Consider the following 17,469-nt stretch of genomic DNA (forward strand, 5'->3'; position numbering starts at 1 on the left):
AGCCGACCAATGAAGATCAGCATTCGCAGAAGCAGCACAGGCAGGCGCCGGACGTCGGCCGCCGTCGCCCTGGGGGCCGTGCTCGCCCTGACCGCCACCGCCTGCGGCGACGACGGCAGCGGCGCGGGCGGCGACGACGGCGCCGAGGGCAGCGGCACCGGCAAGATCATCTTCTGGGACAACAACGGCGGTGTCCGTACCGACATCTGGAAGGAGGTCATCGCCGACTTCGAGAAGGCGAACCCCGACATCGACGTCCAGTACGTCGGCATCGCCTCCACCGAGTACCAGTCCAAGGTCGACACCGCCATCCAGGGCGGCGGACTGCCGGACGTCGGCGGCATCAGCGCGTCCATGCTCGCGGGCTTCGCCGCCCAGGGCGCGCTGGAATCGCTGGACTTCCGCCTGGCCAAGTCCTCCCTGAACGGCAAGCTCAACAAGGACATGATCGAGTCGCTGCGGGCCGCCGGCGGCGGCGACGACAAGCTGTACTCGATCCCGACCTCGGCCAACAACGGCGTCCTCTACTACCGCACCGACCTGTTCGAGAAGGCGGGCCTCGAGGAGCCGACCACCTGGGACCGCTTCTACGAGGCCGCGGAGAAGCTGACGGACAAGGGCAAGAACGAGTTCGGCTACACCATCCGCGGTGGCGCCGGCTCCATCGCCCAGGCCCTGGACGCGATGTACGGCCAGTCGGGCATCACCTCGTTCTGGGACTCGACCGGCAAGAAGACCACGGTCAACGACCCCAAGAACGTCGAGGCGCTGGAGAAGTACGCGGCCCTGTTCAAGAAGGCCACGCCCGCCGCCGACCTGAACAACGACTTCACCAAGATGGTCGCGCAGTGGGACTCCGGCCAGATCGGCATGCTCAACCACAACCTGGGCTCCTACCAGGACCACGTGAAGGCGCTCGGCGGCGACAAGTTCCGGGGCATCCCGCAGCCCACCGGGCCCGGCGGGAAGCGCGTCCAGGTCTCCAACCCGGTCGACGGCGTCGGCCTGTTCAAGAGCTCGAAGAACAAGGAGGCCGCCTGGAAGTTCATCGAGTTCGCCACGTCGGCCGCGTCCAGCTCGAAGTTCAACGAGTCGGCCGGACAAGTGCCCGCGCACCTGGACGCCGCGAAGGCCGACTGGATCGCCGAGGCCGAGCCGACGAAGCTGGCGGCCGAGGCGCTGAGCGACGGCTCCACCAGCATCGTGCAGCTGCCGTACTACCTGCCGGACTGGAACACGATCTCCAAGGCGGACAACGAGCCGAACTTCCAGAAGGTGCTGCTGGGCGACATGAGCGCCAAGGAGTTCCTGGACACGATGGCCGAGCAGCTGAACGAGGCCCAGACGGAGTGGCAGGAGCAGCTGGGCTGACCGGTACGGCTCCGCCGTGGGGCGGCCCGTGGTTCCCGGGCCGCGGGCCGTCCCCGGCACAGCACCGAACCCCCGGGCATCCGTCCGTTCCCCCAGGAGAAAGGGCCACCGGCGTGTCGCTCAGCCGAAGACAGGTCACCGCCGCCGCTGTCGCTTCCCTTCCCGCGGCGCTCGCCGCGACCGGTACCGCCCATGCCGGCGGCCACCGTCACCGCACCCTCTACATCGCCGGTGATTCCACCGCCGCGCAGAAGTACGCCGACGCCGCGCCCGAGACCGGGTGGGGCATGGCGCTGCCCTTCCTGCTGCACCGGCATCTCACGGTCGCCAACCACGCCGTCAACGGGCGCAGTTCCAAGAGCTTCGCCGACGAGGGGCGGCTGGAGGCGATCCTCTCCGTCGTCCGGCCCGGTGACCTCCTCCTCGTGCAGTTCGCGCACAACGACGAGAAGACCGCCGACCCCACCCGCCACACCGAGCCCTGGTCGACGTACCAGGAGTACCTGCGCCGGTACGTCGACGGCGCCCGGGCCCGTGGGGCGCGGCCCGTGCTGGCCACGGCCGTGGAGCGGCGGAGGTTCGACGCGGAGGGCCGTGCCGTGCCGAGCCACGGCGAGTATCCGGCCGCGATGCGGGCGCTGGCGCAGGAGGAGCAGGTCGCGCTGCTCGACGTCCAGGCCCTGTCGCTGGCGCTGTGGCAGCGGCTCGGGGCCGAGGGGACCAAGACGTACTTCAACTGGACGGCGACCGAGCAGGACAACACGCACTTCAACCCGCCGGGCGCGATCGCCGTGGCGCGGCTGGTCGCCCGGGAGCTGCTGCGCACCCGGGTGCTCGCCCCGCGCGACGTGCGGCGGCTGGAGGAGGAGATCCCCGAGTCGTGGATCACCTGGCCGGAGGCCGCCGCGTAACACCCCCGACCACGAAGGAGAGCCGCACCATGAACCGATCGAAATGGCATGGGCATGCCAGGGCGAGAGCCGCCTCGCTGGCCGGCTGCACCGCCCTCGTGCTGGCCCTGACCGGCACCGGCGCCCAGGCGCACTCCCCGTCGCACCACCACCACGATCCCGCCCGGCAGACGCTGACCGCCGGTGACGGCTGGGCCTCCCACGGCACCGGCACCACGGGCGGCGCGCACGCCGGCGCCGAGCACGTGTACACCGTGACCACCTGGGCCGGGTTCAAGGCCGCGCTGGCCCGCGGAGGCAGCGCACCGAAGATCATCAAGGTGAAGGGGACCATCGACGCGGTCTCCGAGGGCTGCGAGGCCTTCGCCGCGCCCGGCTACGACTTCGACGCCTACCTGGAGAAGTACGCGCCGCAGACCTGGGGCCTGGAGCGGGACCTGAGCGCCGAGCCCGACGACAGCCCGGAGGGCCTGCGCAGGGCCTCCGCCGCCCGGCAGGACACCGCCATCAAGGCGGACGTCCCCGCCAACACCACCATCATCGGCGTGGGACGCGACGCCGGCCTCAAGGGCGCCAGCCTCCAGATCCGCGGCGTGGACAACGTCATCGTCCGCAACCTCACCCTGCAGAGCCCGGTCGACTGCTTCCCGCAGTGGGACCCGACCGACGGCAGCAAGGGCAACTGGAACTCCGAGTACGACACCGCCGTGGTGTACGGCTCCACGCACGTCTGGCTGGACCACAACACCTTCACCGACGGCGAGCACCCCGACAGCGAGGCCCCCACCCACTTCGGCATGCTGTACCAGCAGCACGACGGCGAACTGGACATCGTCCGCGGCGCGAACTACGTCACCGCCTCCTGGAACGTCTTCACCGAGCACGACAAGACGATCCTGATCGGCAACAGCGACGGCGAGTCCACCGCCGTCGGCGACCGGGGCAAGCTCAAGGCGACCTTCCACCACAACCTGTTCTCGCACCTGGTCGAGCGCGCGCCGCGCGTCCGCTTCGGACAGGTCGACGTCTACAACAACCACTTCGTGGCGGACGCCGGCTACTCCTACAGCTTCGGCATCGGCAAGGAGTCCCAGCTCGTCGCCGAGCACAACGCCTTCACCCTCCCCGAGGGAGTCAGCCCCGCGAAGGTCCTCAAGCGGTGGAACGACTCGCCGCTCACCGCCGCGCACAACCGGGTCAACGGCCGCTCCGTCGACCTCATCGCCGTGCACAACGCGGAGATCCCGGCCGAGACCCTCCGCTCCGGCGCCGGCTGGACCCCCACCCTGCGCACCGCGGTCCACCCGGCCCGGGCGGTCCCGGCCCTGGTCGCGCACGGCGCGGGCGCCGGCCGCGTCCGCTGACGCCGCCGAGCGGCGTCCGCGTCCGCCGGCACTCCCCGAACACCGGCCGGGGCGGTCCGCACCCACCCCCACCCCGGGGTGCGGACCGCCCCGGGCCGTATCCGTCGTCAAGGAGCACCCGTATGGCACCGTCCCCGTCCAGAAGGACCTTCCTGCTCGCCGGCGCCACGGCCGGCACCGCGCTCGCCCTGTCCGCCGCCCCCGCCCGGGCGGGCCACCGGCCCCGCGGCCCGTTCGGCCGGTACGGCTCACCGTCCGCCCGCCTCACCCCCCGCACCGTCTACGTCCACCCCGGCGGCGCCGGTGACTTCCCCTCCGTCCAGGCCGCCGTGACCGCCGCCACCGGCACCGGACGCACCCTCGTCATCGCCCCGGGCACCTACCGCGAGACCGTCTCGGTCGACGCCGACCGCACCGGCATGACCTGGATCGGCGCCTCCGAGGACCCCCGCGACGTGGTGATCGTCTACGACAACGCGGCCGGCACCCCCAAGCCCGACGGCTCCGGCACCCACGGCACCTCCGGCTCGGCCACCACCACCCTGCGCCCCGACGGCTTCACCGCCCGCTGGATCACCTTCGCCAACGACTGGCTGCGCACCGACCTCCCCGGCACCAGCGGCACCCAGGCCGTCGCCCTCAAGGTGCAGGGCGACCGCAGCGCCTTCACCCACTGCCGGTTCCTCGGCCACCAGGACACCCTGTACGCCGACTCGCTCTCCCTGGACGCCTTCGCCCGCCAGTACTTCTCCCACTGCTACGTCGAGGGCGACGTCGACTTCGTCTTCGGCCGGGCCACCGCCGTCTTCACGCACTGCCACTTCCGCACCCTGGTCCGCCCCGACCTCACGGCCGCGCCGTACGGCTTCGTCTTCGCGCCGTCCACCGCCGGGGCCAACCCGCGCGGCTACCTGGTCACCCGGAGCAGGATCTCCAGCGAGGCCCCCGACGGCTACTACAAGCTGGCCCGCCCCTGGGTGCCCAGCTCCGACACCACCGCCCGCCCCATGCTCACCGTGCGCGAGACCCACCTCGGCGCGGGCATCGACGCGGTCGCGCCCTACGCGAACATGCGGGACGCCCACCCCTGGCAGGACCAGCGCTTCGCCGAGTACCGCAACACCGGCCCAGGCGCCGTGATCACCGTCCCCGGGAACCGGCCCCAGCTCACCCGCGCCGAGGCCGCCTCCCACACCCCGCGGGCCTACCTCGGCGACTGGCGGCCCGGTGCGTAGCGGCGCGGCGCGCCCCGGACGGCGGGCGTTCGTGACCGGGGCCACCGCCGCTGCCCTCGCCGCGGGCGGCGGGAGCGCGCGGGCGGCCGAACCCGTCGGCGGCAACCTGCCGGGCTTCCACCCCGCCCTCAAGGACGACCTGCGGTTCCCGCTCGCCTGGGGCACCTCACCCGTGCGGGACTTCCGCGCATGGCGGCGGGCGGCCCGCGCCAAGGTCGAGGAACTACTGCTGACCGACCGGCAGGAGGACACCCCGTACGCGCCCGAGTTCACGGCGGGCGGCCGGGGCGACGGCTACACGCGGGAGTCGGTGACCGTCTCCCTCACCCGGTACGAGAGGGTGCGCGGCTCCCTGCTCACCCCGGACGGCCCGGGGCCCTTCCCCGCGGTGCTCCTGCTGCACGACCACGGATCCAGGTTCGACATCGGCAAGGAGAAACTGGTCCGGCCCTGGGACGACGACACCCGGCTCGCCTCCGCGCGGGGCTGGGCGGACCGGTACTTCGACGGACGGTTCGTCGGCGACGAACTCGCCCGGCGCGGCCATGTGGTGCTGTGCCTGGACGCGCTCGGCTGGGGCGACCGCGGCCCCCTCGTCTACGAGCAGCAGCAGGCGCTGGCGAGCAACCTCTACCACCTGGGGTCCTCGCCCGCCGGGCTGATGGCGCGCGAGGACCAGCGGGCCGCGGCCTTCCTGGCCGGCCTGGACCGGGTGGACGCACGCCGCGTCGCCGCCGTCGGGTTCTCCATGGGCGGCTACCGCGCCTGGCAGGCCGCCGCCCTCAGCGACGACATCGCGGCGGCGGCGAGCGTGTGCTGGATGACGGGCCTGAAGGAGATGATGGTCCCCGGCAACAACACGCTGCGCGGGCAGTCGGCGTTCCACATGCTCCACCCGGGGCTCTCCCGGCACCTCGACATCCCCGACGTGGCGAGCATCGCCGCGCCCCGGCCGATGCTGTTCCTCCACGGCGGGCAGGACACCCTGTTCACCGCCGACGGGGTGCGGGTGGCCCACGAGAAGCTGCGCGCCGTCTGGCGCTCGCGCGGCGCCGGGGAGCGGCTGCGGCTGAGGACGTGGCCGGAGTACGGCCACGTCTTCAACGCCGTGATGCAGGACGAGGTGTACGGCTGGCTCGACGCCGTGCTGTGAGCCGGGCGCGGTTCAGCGCCGCACCGGCCGGACCGACTCCAGGGTCGGCACCACCGGCTCGATGCCGCCGTCGGCCGCGAACTCCAGGCGGTCGACGGTGGTCTCCCGGTGCGTGCCGTCCCCGCCGGACCTCCCGGGGCCGTTCAGCGCGAACCGGTGGTAGACGATGTACCAGTCGTCGGTGCCGGGGGTGTTGACCACGGAGTGGTGGCCGGTGCCGAGGATGCCGTACTCGGGGCGCTTGGACAGGATCGTGCCCCGCTCGGTCCAGGGGCCGAGCGGGGACGGCCCGGTCGCGTAGGCGACGTGGTAGTCCTCGCTGCGGGTGTCGTCCTCGGACCACATGAAGTAGTAGGTGCCGTCGCGCTTCACCACGAAGGAGCCCTCGCGGAAGTCGCCCGGGGTGATGTCCTTCACCCGGGAGGCGTCGAAGGACACCATGTCGTCGTTCAGCGGGACCACATAGCCGTGCCCGTTGCCCCAGTACAGGTACGACTGCCCGTCGTCGTCGGTGAACACGGCCGGGTCGATCATCTGGCCGCTGAACTGCGTCTTCCCGATCAGCGGCTTGCCGAGCGCGTCCGTGAACGGGCCGGCCGGGGAGTCGGCCACCGCGACGCCGATCTGCTGCTCGGCGCAGAAGTAGAAGTAGTACGTCCCGTCGCGTTCCGCGATCGCGGGCGCCCAGGCGTTCCTGTCGGCCCAGGACACGTCCGGCCCGAGGTCCAGGATCACCCCGTGATCCGTCCAGTGGACCAGGTCCTTCGACGAGAACGCCTTGAACCGGGTGCCGCCCCAGCCGGGGAAGCCGTCCGTGGTCGGGTAGATCCAGTACCGGCCGTCCAGGTACCGCACGTCGGGGTCCGCGTACAGGCCGGGCAGGACGGGGCTGCGGGTGGGCACCGCCTCGACGGTCCAGGTGCGCCGGGTGCCGTCGGCGGCCGTCACCGTGTACGTCCGCGGCGCGCGGAAGTCGCGGCGGACACCGGGCCGCGGGCTGACCGTCGCGCCCTCGCCCACCCACAGCCTGGGCGCGAGGTGCCGCAGGTCGGCGTCCGGCTCCATCGGCAGGACGACCTTGCCGGTCTCCTCGCTGACGACGGCGTACCCCTTCTGGCCGGGGGCCGTGGCGTCCACGACCGACGCGGGGCTCTCCGGGTACGCGGCCAGCAGCCGGTCGTACTCCGCCCGCGTCACCGGGATGACGGTGCCGTGCCGCGGGCTCGCCGGCAGCTGGTAGCCGGTGGACGGGGTCCACCGGCCCGAGGCGAGGTCGGTGGTCTCGAAGGGGAGGTAGCCCCGGCCGCCGTACTCGTCGATGAACAGGTACCACTTCTCCTCGGTGTTCGACTTGAACACCGTCGGCCCCTCGCCCCGGCTCATCGCGCCGCTGCCGATGCAGTCGGAGACGAAGTCGTACGAGGTGTCGGTCAGCGACGTGGACTTCTCGCCGGTGATGAACTTCGAGCACGGGGAGCCGGAGGACGGGTCGCGTTCGTCCTTGGTGTAGCGGTAGTACGTGCCCTCGTGCTCGACGACGGTCGAGTCGATGACGGAGTAGCCCGGGTCGTTCCAGACCTTCGGCTCGCTGAAGGTGCGGAAGTCCTTCGTGGTCGCGTACAGCATCCGGTTGTACGTCGAGCCGGTGTGGTCCGGGTCGTCGTCGGCGTACAGCTTGGACGCCCAGAAGACGACGTAGGCGTCGAGCTCGTCGTCCCAGTAGGCCTCCGGCGCCCAGGTGTTGCCCGCGTTGCCGGGGGAGACCTGCACCAGCCGCTGGTCGGTCCAGTGGACCAGGTCGGTGGACTCCCACACCATGATCGACCTGCTGCCGTGCCGCTGGACCTCGTCCCAGCTGCCGCTGCTGTTGCGGTACATCCGCAGATCGGTGGCGATCATGTAGAACCGGTCGCCGCCGGGCGAGCGGATCACGAACGGGTCGCGCAGCCCCTTCTCACCGGTGGTCGAGGTCAGCACCGGCTTGCCGCCGTTCAGTTCGCGCCAGTGCAGGGCGTCGTTGCCGCGGCTGAGGGCGTAGCGGATCTGCTCGCCGTCGGCGGTGCCCTCGCCGGTGAAGTAGGCGAAGAGGTAACCGGCGTACGGGGGCTGCTTCACGGGTGGTGCTCCGGAGTGTGCGGTGCCCGGCGGGGCGGCGAGCAGGGCGAGGAGGAGGGCGAGGAGGGGGACGAGAAGCGCGCGGCGTGCGGTGTGGCGGCGCATGACACTTCCTGTCGCAGTCTGAGGGATTCTGTTGGTTGACGGGTTCTCGGAGTGTCACCAGTGCGGTGCGGGGCGTCAACCGATGCCGGCGGGACCCGGGGCACCGAAAGTTTTCGGGTGTTTTCGCTGTTCGGAGACTCGGACAACGAGGGACGCCCCCGCCGGGCGTGGCCGGCGGGGGCGTCCTGGCGGCCGTCCGGATGGGGGTCCGGAGAGCCGGGGTCCGGCCGCCCGAGGGGGGCTCGGGCGGTACCGGGACCGGGCCGCCGGACGTCGAAGGCGGCGGCCCGGGGTCGGTCACGGGCTCGGCGGGATCACTTGTAGGTGATGTCCGAGGCCGAGAACTTGCAGTACGTGCCGTCGGGACCGGAGCCGAGGTCCTTCGGCTCCTTGCCCGTGTTGTTGCCCTGGTAGCGGGTGCACGTCTTGATCTTCTTCTTGCTGTCGCCCTGGATGCGGATGCCCGACAGCGTGGCGGTGTCGCCGTAGTTGGTGTTGATGCCGACCAGCGACTTGCCGGGCGCGACGACGTCGATGTCCTTCAGCACGATCGTGCGCTTGTACTGCGTCTTGCAGTTGCCGCAGGAGCGCACCAGCTTGCCGAAGTCCTCGACCCGGAAGCCGCTGACGGTCAGCGTGCCGGCGCCGTTGAACTGCAGCACCTTGTCGTCGGCCTTCTTCGCGCCGCCGCCGATCACCTTGTACTGGGCCGACGAGGACTTGCCCTTGAAACTGGCGGCGTCCTCGCCGACGTCCAGCCACCACACGTTCTCCAGCGTGCAGCTGCCCTTGCAGTGCACGCCGTCCGCGGCCGGGGTGCCGATGATCACGTTCTTCAGCGTGGCGCCGTCGGCCAGCTCGAAGACCGGGTCCTGGCCCTCGTCCTGGCCGTCGCCGCCCAGGGCGCCGGTGCCGTAGAACTTCTTCATGCCGCCGTCGTAGACGCCGGAGACCGGGACGGTCTTCGAGACCGGCTTGCTGCCGGTGTCCGAGGGCCACGTCGAGGCGGCGCCCGCGGGAGACAGCATCGTCGTGGTGACGATCGCCGCCCCCGTGATGCCGAGCGCGGAGAACCCGGCGATCACGGCCCGCCGCCTGGTGGTCCGGCGGCGGTGGGAGACGGGCTGTTCGGGTCGTGCAGTCATGCGCGATGTCCTTGCGTGGAGGGGGTCTGTGCGTCTTCTGGTCGCCGCCGCCGCGAGAAGGGTTGCCGCGTCGGCGATCTTTTTTCACGACTCCCCGTCGTCCGCCGCGTCCTTGTCGCCCTGTGCCGCGAAATCCCCGCCCACCGCGAGCCGTCCGGACCCGGTGCCGGCCGTCGCCGCGTAGGTGTCGTCCCCCGCGTCCCGGCCGCCGCGCTCGTGGTCGTACTGCCCCGCGAACATCCACTCGCCCGCCGGGACCGTACGGCCCTCCACGAGCGTCCAGGTGTAGACGAGGAAGCCGTCCCGCTCCTCGACCGTGAGCGCGAAGTCCCCCTCGGGCAGCGAACGCCAGGCGCCCGCGGAGCGCACCCCGCCGGTCTGCGCGACCCGCAGTTCCACGGTGAGCGACGTCAGGGGGACGTCCGTCTTCAGCGTGACGTTGCTCTGCGCCCAGAACTCGTTGCTGTGCGGGTCCACCGAGCCGTCCGACCACAGCGGCCCGTCCGCCACACCGGCCGGTGGCCGGGAGGCTCCGCCGGACGGACCCGGCGTCCCGGCGGGCGGCGTGGCGCTGTCCCGGGGCTCGTCCGGGGCGTCGGGCGAGGGGTTCGCCGGCGGCTCGGGCGCGCGGCTCGTCGCCGCCGGGGACGGCGTGGGGGCCGGTGAGACGACCACCTGCCGCTGCGGGGGAGGCGCGTCGTCCTTCACCGCGGACGCCACCGCGTAACCGCCCACCGCCAGCACCCCGGCCACCGCCGCCGTCGCGCTCGCCACCCGCACCCAGCCGAACACCGGCGGGCGGGTGGCCCGGTGATCCGGACGGGAGGGGCCGGCCATGCCGCGCTCCACCCGGGCCAGGATGCGCTCCCGGTCGGGCTCGTGCGCCCCGGCCGCGTCGTGCAGCCGGGCGCGCAACTCCTCGTGCACGTCCCGCCGCATCGTCATCGGTCCCTTCCCGTGGCCTCGTCGGCGCGTGCGCGCACGCCGGCGCCCTCGTCCCCGCGGGCGGTGGCCGCCACCGCGGCGTGCACCCGGCGCGGCACCTCCCGCGTGCCCAGCAGCCGCTGCAGTTCGGTCATCCCCTTCGAGGTCTGGCTCTTCACCGTACCCACCGAGATGCCGAGGGCCAGCGCGGTGTCCTTCTCCGACAGGTCGAAGGCGTGCCGCAGCACCACGCACGCCCGTTTGCGGAACGGCAGCCGGCGCAGCGCCTCCTGCACGTCCACCACGCCCGGCACGTCGGGGTTCTCGGTCCGCTCCTCGCGCGGCGACCAGAACAGCGCGATCCGCCGCCGCTCGCGCACCGCGCTGCGGATCCGGGTGCGGGCCAGGTTGGCCACCACTCCCCGGGCGTACGCCGCCGGATGGTCGGCGGCGCGCACCCGGTCCCAGCGGTGCCACAGGGCCAGCAGCGCGTCCGCCGCCAGATCGTCGGCGGTGTCCGGCTCACCCGTCAGCAGGTGGGCCAGCCGGGCCAGTTCGGCGTAGTGGCGCTCGAAGAACGCCTGGAACTCCACGGAGGCGGCATCGTCGACGACGGTGCCCACGGGCGACCTCCCCTCGCAGCGGCGTCGGGCGCCCGACGGGGCACCGATGACGGTGTGTGTCATGTAGATGACATGTGAATGTCCGGAGTCGACCGGCGCGAGTTCCGGAGCGTAGCAGTGATCATTCACGGGTTCGTACGGAGGGTCGAACGGTGTCTGGCCGGTCGGCATGGGAATGCGTAACACGGACCCCGCCCGATGGAGGTTCACCACGGGCACGATCCGGCCTGGGACCCGCGCACTGTCCGGCCGGGCGCCTAGGGGCAGTTGCCCGGTCCGGGGCGCGGAGGACGGACGGCCGGCCCGTGACCCGGCCACCCGCGGTGAACAGCCCCGACCGGTTCCTCCACGTCCTCGAAGGCGCGGCGGCGCTCGGCCGCGCTCGGCCGGGAGGCACGCGGCGGCCTCACCGCGTGCCTCCCGGCGGCCCCCATCCTTGGCCTGAATTCCTCACCCCGGGACGGCGGTCACCGCGCGCGGACGGGCCCGCCCCCGGGGGGAGGGAGCGGGCCCGTCCGTACAGACGGCGCTGCGGCCGGGGAGGTTCACTCCTCGAGCGCCGCCTCCATCACCGCCTTGGCGACCGGGGCCGCCAGACCGTTGCCGCTGACCTCCGAGCGGGCCGCGTCGGACTGCTCCACCAGGACCGCCACGGCGACCTGCTCACCGCTGGAGCCGGACGTGCCGTAGGAGGTGAACCAGGCGTACGGCGTCCTGCTGTTGTTCTCGCCGTGCTGCGCGGTGCCCGTCTTGCCGCCCACGGTGACACCGTCGATCCGCGCGTTCGACCCCGTGCCCTCCTCGACGACCGTCTCCATCGCCGACCGCAGCTGCGCGGCGGTCGAGGAACTGACGATCCGCTCCGTCCCGGCCTCCTCGTCGTAGTCCTCCAGCACATCGCCGCCGCTGTCGGTGACGCGGCTGACCATGTGCGGTGACACCATCTCGCCGTCGTTCGCCAGGGCCGCCGACACCATGGCGATCTGCAACGGCGTCGCCGTCACGTCGAACTGGCCGATCCCGGTCAGCGCGGTCTGCGAGGGCTCCATGTCCGACGGGTACACGCTGGTGTAGGCGCGCACCGGCACGTCCTGCGTCTCGTCGTTGAAGCCGAACCTCTCGGCCATCGCCCGCACCTTGTCCTGCCCCAGCTGAACGGCCAGCTTCGCGAAGACGTTGTTGCAGGAGTACTGAAGCCCGACACGGATCGAGGCGTTCTCACAGGGCGCGCCGGGGTTCTCGTTGGTCAGCTCCGTGACGGTGCCCGGCAGCGTGTACGGGTCGGGGCTGTCGGTCGGCTCGTCCACCGACGCGTACAGCCCGTCCTCCAGCGCGGCCGCCGCGACCACCAGCTTGAACGTCGAGCCCGGCGGCAGCGGCTGACGCAGCGCCCGGTTGACGAGCGGCTTGTCCGGGTCCTCGGTGAGCCGCTCCCATGCCTCGCCCGCGGTGTTGGCGTCGGTCAGCGACGCCGGGTCGTACGACGGCGTCGACACCGCCGCCAGGATCCGGCCCGTCCCCGGGTCGATCGCGACGGCCGCGCCCTTCTTGTCGCCGAGCGCCTCGTACGCCGCCTTCTGCACCGCCGGGTCGATGGTGGTCACCACGTCGCCCGGGTCCGCCCGCCCGTCGGTCACGGTGTCCATGACCGTCCGCAGCCGCGGGTCCGTGCCGTTGAGCAGGTCCGCGTAGATGCCCTCCAGCTGCGTCGGCGCGTACGCCTGCGAGGCGTAGCCCGTCACCGCCGCGTACAGCGGGCCGTTCTCGTACGTGCGCTTGTACGCGAGGTCGCCCCCCTTCGTCCGCGCCGAGCCGGTGATCGACTCACCCGCCACGACGATGTCGCCCAGCGGCTCCGCGTACGTCCTGATCGCGTTGCGCCGGTTGTGCTGGTCGTCCGCCAGTGCCCGGCCCTCGTGGAACTGCACCCAGGTCGCCCTGACCAGCAGGGCGAACACCAGCAGCAGCGTGAAGACCGAGGCACGCCTGATCGTCTTGTTCATCGCGTTCGGACAGACGAACGGGACGGGGTGAATGTTCCCTTCCGACCCGGTTTCTCATCGGGCGTTCATGAAGCGGACCCAGGGGGTGGCGGGCGGGGCGCCGCTCACGCGCCGCGCAGGAAGCCCGACTCGTAGGCCGCGATGACGGCCTGCGTGCGGTCCCGGGCGCCCGTCTTGGCCAGCACCGAGGCCACGTGCGTCTTCACCGTCGCGGCGCCGACCTCCATCCGCCGGGCGATCTCCGCGTTGGTCAGCCCGGCCGCCATCAGCCGCAGCACCTCGCTCTCGCGCCCGGTCAGCCGCGCCACCCACGCCGCGGGCGCGGCGCACGCGCGCGCGTGCTCGGCGGCGAGCGCGCGGACCGCCGCCGGGAACAGCAGGGTGTCGCTGCGCGCCACCATCCGCACCGCCCCGACGAGCGCGTCGGCGTCCGACCGCTTCAGCAGGAACCCGGCGGCCCCCACCCGCAGGGCGTCGTACACGTAGGAGTCGTTCTCGAAGGTGGTGACGACCACGATCCGGGGCGGCGCGTCCAGCCCGGCGAGGATCTGCTCGGTCGCGCGGATGCCGTCGATCTGCGGCATCCGGACGTCCATCAGTACGACGTCGGGCCGCAGCTTCCGCACCACGGCGACCGCCTCCGCGCCCGTGGCCGCCTCGCCGACCACCTCCAGATCCGCCTCCGCGGACAGGATGGCCCGCAGGGCGGTGCGCACCATGCGCTCGTCGTCGGCGAGCACGACACGGATCGGGGCGGGGCCGGTCATGAAACGTCCTTCAGGTGGGGGGCGGGCCGGATCAGGGCGTCGCGCGGGTCGGGAGGCGTACGTGCAGGCGCCAGGTGTCCCCGGCCGGGCCCGCGGAGGCCGTGCCGCCCAGGACGCGGGCGCGGGACTCGATGCCGGGCAGCCCGTGGCCGCCGCCGGGACGCGTGGCGGGAGCGGGCGGAAGGGGGTTCTCCACGGTGAGGTCCAGGCCGTCGTCGTCCAGCGCGACGCGCACGCTCACCCCGGCCCCCTCACCGGCGTGCTTGAGCGCGTTGCTCAGTCCCTCCTGCACGATGCGGTAGGCCTCGCGGGAGAGCACCGGCGGCAGTGCCTCCAGCGGTGCCCCGACCGCGGCCGTCACCGTCATCCCGGCCGTCCGGGTGCGGTGCAGCAGACCGTCGAGGTCGGTGGCGAGCGTGGGCGCCGGCGCCGTACCGGGCGCGTCGCCGTCCCGCAGCAGACCGAGGACGGCGTCGAGTTCGCCCACCGTGCGCCGGGTGGTCTCCTCGATCGCGGCGAGGGCCTCGCGGACGAACCCCGGGTCGGCGTCCAGGACCCGGCGGGCCGCGCCCGCCTGAAGGGTCACCGCGCTCAGCGCGTGCCCGACGCAGTCGTGCAGCTCCCGCGCCAGGCGGTTGCGCACGGCGAGATCGGCGGCGCGCGCCTCGGCGGCGGCGAGCCGGTCCTCGGGGGTGGGACCGAGCAGCGCGGGCGCCCAGCGGGCCAGCAGCGCCCCGGCCGCCGCCGCGCAGCAGGCCAGCGCCAGCAGTGACGCCACGCCCGCGAGGGGCGCGAGCGCCATCGCCCACGGCTGGTCGAACACCTCGGGGAATCCGAGCCGTTCGTGGAACACCCCGCCGGCGAGCGGCATCACGAGCAGCACGACCGCGAACGGCGGCACCGCCAGCGACATCCCCGCGAGGATCCCGCCGAACGCCAGGTGCAGCGTGAACCACAGCGCCGTACGGCCCTTGGCGGCCCGGCCGCGGGCGGGCCCGTCGGCGAGCCGGTCCGCCGGCACCCCGCACAGCCAGCGCACGGCGGCGCTCTCCAGCGGCCGGGTCAGCGGGAACAGCGAGGTGACGGCGGCCAGCGGCAACCCCACGGCGAACGACGACAGTTGCAGCGGGAACGACGAGAAGACGTCGGAGGAGCCGGCCACCGGACCGACGACGACCGCGCCGACCAGGACGTACGGCATGGCGAGCGCGCCGCCCAGGATCAGGTGGATCCAGCGCAGCCGCGCCCGCCGGCCGAACAGCGGCCGGGCGAAGGCCCTCACGGCGCCGGGTGCCGCACGGCCCCGGCGGACCGTGCCGCGAGGAAACGGGCGGCGACGAGGGCGACGAGCAGGCCGACGGTCATCTGGCCAGCGTAGGCCAGGAGCATCAGCCCCGTCGGGCGGTGTGCGGCATCCCCCTGCGTGACCACGGCGGCGGCCGCCATCCAGCCGCCCCAGCAGGCCACCGCCCCCGAGCCGATCCCGGCCAGGACGAGCGGCACCCGCACCGGCAGCGCCGGGACCCGGCGGAAGGCCAGCAGGAGCCCGCCGGTGACCGCGGCCAGGAGGTAGACGACGTACAGGGACTCCAGGACGTGGAAGTCGCTGCCCCGCTCCGCGACGACGCCCGCGCTCAGCCCGGTCGTGCCACCCCCGGCCCACAGGGCCCGCAGGGTCAGCGGGAACAGCACCAGCACCGCGGCCGCCACCGCCGCCGCCCGCTGCGCCCGCTCCGCCGGACCGGCGGGCAGGTCCGCCAGGCGGCCGCGCCACAGATGACCCCAGCGGTCCCGGGCGTACAGACAGAACAGCGCGCCCAGCGCCAGGCCCTGGAGGATGAAGCCGCCGTAGACGACGGCGAACACCCAGTCGTGCAGGAAGGGTTCGCCCCCGCCGCCGGAGGTGCCCGCGGCGCTCCCGCCGAACGCGCGCACCAGCAGCTGGAGCGGATAGCCGGCCATGACCGGGGCCAGCAGCCCGGCCGCGATCCACATCGGCGCCACGAGCAGCCACGCGGGCACCGCGCGCCCCCACGGCCGGGTCAGCAGCAGCGCCAGCACGATCACGGCGCCGTCCATCGCGACCGTGACGACGTTCGCGACGACCAGCGCGGTGCCGTGGTCCAGCAGCGGGCTGCCCTCCGGCATGCCGACCCGGCTGCCGGCCACCCAGAGGGTCTTGAGCGTGAGGTACGGCAGGCAGGCCACGACGGCGGCGGCGCGCAGCAGCCTGCGGGAACGGGGAAGGGCGGGGCCGGCGGTGGCGACGGCCGGGGCGAGTGTCTGCGACATGCCCCCAGCCTTCCGCGCGGGCGCCCGCCGGCACCTCCTGCGCGGCGACGATCCGCCTCCGCCGCGCGGGGGAGGAGCGGGTCAGCCTTCCAGGACGAGCACGAACTCCTCGATCTCCGCGCCCCGCGCGGGCGCGTACCCCGTGGCCCGCGCCCGGACCTCGAAACCGCACCGCCGCAGCACCCGCAGCGACCCGGCGTTGTCCGCCGCCGCGCGCGCGTACAGCGGGCGCTCGGTCACCTCCGCCAGCAGTCCGCTCAGCGCTGCCGTGGCGACGCCCTTGCCCCAGTGGGCGCGGTCGATCCAGTACGTCACCTCGCGCTCGCCCGGCTCCCCGTACACCGAGGCGTGGCCCACCACGTCGCCGTCGCCCAGGACCGTGCGCACCACGACCCCCGGCGAGGTGCGGATGCGCGCCCAGTGGGCGTCGAAGGCGTCCCGGTCGGCCGGGTCCTCGGGGGTGAAGGCCGCCATGCGCAGCGCGTCCGGGTCGTTGAGCTGCCGGTAGAAGACCGGGAGGTCGCTGTCGTGCACGGGCCGCAGGGAGACGTCCATGGCTCAGAGCCTACGGGTGGCCAGGGTCAGCCGGTCGCGCGCGTCGAACAGGGCGTCCTTGACCAGCTGCTCGTGCGCGGGCGTGAGCCGCGCCACCGGAACCGAGCAGCTGATCGCGTCCCGCGCGGGGGTGCGGTACGGGATCGCCACGCCGAAGCAGCGCAGGCCCAGCGTGTTCTCCTCGCGGTCCACGGCGAAGCCCTGCTCGCGCACCAGGTGCAGCTCCTCGATGAGCTTCTCCCGGTCGGTGATGGTGTTCTCGGTCAGCGCGGGCAGCGTCTCCGGGAGCATCTTGCGCACCTGCTCGTCGGAGTAGGTGCTCAGCAGCGCCTTGCCGAGCGACGTCGAGTGCGCGGGCAGCCGCCGGCCGACCCGGGTGAACGGGCGCAGGTAGTGCTGCGACTGGCGGGTGGCCAGGTAGACCACGTTGGTGCCGTCGAGGCGGGCGAGGTGGATGGTCTCCGTCGTGTCGTCGGAGAGCCGGTCCAGGGTCGGGCGGGCCGCCGCGACCACCTCGTCGCCGTCGATGTAGGAGGTGCCGACCAGCAGCGCCCGGACGCCGATGCCGTACCGCGTGCCCGTCGCGTCCGTCTCCACCCAGCCGAGGTCCACCAGGGTGCGCAGCAGCATGTAGAGGCTCGACTTGGGGTAGCCGACGGCCTCCTGGACCGCCGCCAGGGAGTGCATGCCGGGGCGCCCGGCGAAGTATTCGAGCAGTTCAACGGTCCGTACCGCGGACTTGACCTGTGCCCCGCCGCCCGTCTCGCCAGCCGACATCGCCCTTGACCCCTTCGTTCGCCGGGAAATAGTCTCCGTAGCACATTCATCCACAGAGACGGCGTTCAGTATATCGAACGCCCCTGGTGGGTGACGCACATACTGCGGCATTCGTTGCGGCAATCAAGT

The 17,469-nt window shown here is 73.0% G+C and carries 15 protein-coding genes; 5 read left to right on the forward strand and 10 right to left on the reverse strand.

What is annotated here, in order from left to right; all coding sequences use genetic code 11:
* The first annotated feature begins 9 nt into the window (after positions 1-9).
* From FHX78_RS27085 to FHX78_RS27105, 5 genes are all read left to right on the forward strand, one after another.
* Positions 10-1,371: an ABC transporter substrate-binding protein gene (locus FHX78_RS27085; protein ID WP_145870017.1), complete on the forward strand. Its 1,362-nt coding sequence runs from the start codon at positions 10-12 to the stop codon at positions 1,369-1,371.
* A gap of 113 nt (positions 1,372-1,484) precedes the next feature.
* Positions 1,485-2,282 (forward strand): rhamnogalacturonan acetylesterase, encoded by a 798-nt coding sequence (locus FHX78_RS27090; protein WP_145870018.1) that lies wholly within the window; start codon positions 1,485-1,487, stop codon positions 2,280-2,282.
* A 29-nt stretch (positions 2,283-2,311) separates the two neighbouring features.
* Positions 2,312-3,646, forward strand: a complete 1,335-nt coding sequence (locus FHX78_RS27095) for a pectate lyase family protein (protein ID WP_145870019.1) — start codon at positions 2,312-2,314, stop codon at positions 3,644-3,646.
* Between the two features lie 122 nt (positions 3,647-3,768).
* Positions 3,769-4,881, forward strand: coding sequence for a pectinesterase family protein (locus FHX78_RS27100; RefSeq protein WP_145870020.1), 1,113 nt, complete (start codon positions 3,769-3,771; stop codon positions 4,879-4,881).
* 31 nt (positions 4,882-4,912) lie between these two features.
* On the forward strand, positions 4,913-6,034 hold the full coding sequence (locus tag FHX78_RS27105) for a dienelactone hydrolase family protein (protein ID WP_229924074.1): 1,122 nt from the start codon (positions 4,913-4,915) through the stop codon (positions 6,032-6,034).
* Between the two features lie 12 nt (positions 6,035-6,046).
* Here FHX78_RS27105 and FHX78_RS27110 read toward each other — a convergent pair whose 3' ends face one another.
* From FHX78_RS27110 to FHX78_RS27155, 10 genes are all read right to left on the reverse strand, one after another.
* Complete coding sequence (locus tag FHX78_RS27110) at positions 6,047-8,254, reverse strand: glycoside hydrolase family 43 protein (protein WP_145870022.1); 2,208 nt, start codon at positions 8,252-8,254, stop codon at positions 6,047-6,049.
* Between the two features lie 314 nt (positions 8,255-8,568).
* Positions 8,569-9,399, reverse strand: coding sequence for a pectate lyase (locus tag FHX78_RS27115; protein WP_145870023.1), 831 nt, complete (start codon positions 9,397-9,399; stop codon positions 8,569-8,571).
* Positions 9,400-9,483: 84 nt separating this feature from the next.
* A complete protein-coding gene (locus FHX78_RS27120; RefSeq protein WP_145870024.1) occupies positions 9,484-10,344 on the reverse strand; it encodes a hypothetical protein in 861 nt (286 codons plus the stop codon).
* The gene (locus FHX78_RS27125) at positions 10,341-10,946 is read right to left on the reverse strand and encodes a SigE family RNA polymerase sigma factor (protein WP_145870025.1); all 606 of its coding nucleotides are present in this window, start codon (positions 10,944-10,946) and stop codon (positions 10,341-10,343) included. Before FHX78_RS27125 ends, FHX78_RS27120 begins: the two co-directional genes overlap by 4 nt.
* Before the next feature lie 545 nt (positions 10,947-11,491).
* The gene (locus tag FHX78_RS27130; RefSeq protein WP_145870026.1) at positions 11,492-12,949 is read right to left on the reverse strand and encodes a peptidoglycan D,D-transpeptidase FtsI family protein; all 1,458 of its coding nucleotides are present in this window, start codon (positions 12,947-12,949) and stop codon (positions 11,492-11,494) included.
* A 104-nt stretch (positions 12,950-13,053) separates the two neighbouring features.
* Positions 13,054-13,716, reverse strand: a complete 663-nt coding sequence (locus FHX78_RS27135) for a response regulator transcription factor (protein ID WP_145870027.1) — start codon at positions 13,714-13,716, stop codon at positions 13,054-13,056.
* A gap of 31 nt (positions 13,717-13,747) precedes the next feature.
* Complete coding sequence (locus FHX78_RS27140; RefSeq protein ID WP_145870028.1) at positions 13,748-14,998, reverse strand: sensor histidine kinase; 1,251 nt, start codon at positions 14,996-14,998, stop codon at positions 13,748-13,750.
* Entirely contained in the window at positions 14,995-16,008 is a 1,014-nt protein-coding gene (locus FHX78_RS27145) for a hypothetical protein (protein ID WP_145870029.1), read from the reverse strand. Before FHX78_RS27145 ends, FHX78_RS27140 begins: the two co-directional genes overlap by 4 nt.
* Before the next feature lie 81 nt (positions 16,009-16,089).
* Positions 16,090-16,563 carry a GNAT family N-acetyltransferase gene (locus FHX78_RS27150; protein ID WP_145870030.1) on the reverse strand — a complete coding sequence of 158 codons (474 nt, stop codon included), beginning with the start codon at positions 16,561-16,563 and terminating at the stop codon, positions 16,090-16,092.
* 3 nt (positions 16,564-16,566) lie between these two features.
* Positions 16,567-17,340 (reverse strand): IclR family transcriptional regulator, encoded by a 774-nt coding sequence (locus FHX78_RS27155; RefSeq protein ID WP_145870031.1) that lies wholly within the window; start codon positions 17,338-17,340, stop codon positions 16,567-16,569.
* Positions 17,341-17,469: the final 129 nt, after the last annotated feature.

This window comes from Streptomyces capillispiralis (assembly GCF_007829875.1).
In the GTDB taxonomy this organism is placed as follows: domain Bacteria; phylum Actinomycetota; class Actinomycetes; order Streptomycetales; family Streptomycetaceae; genus Streptomyces; species Streptomyces capillispiralis.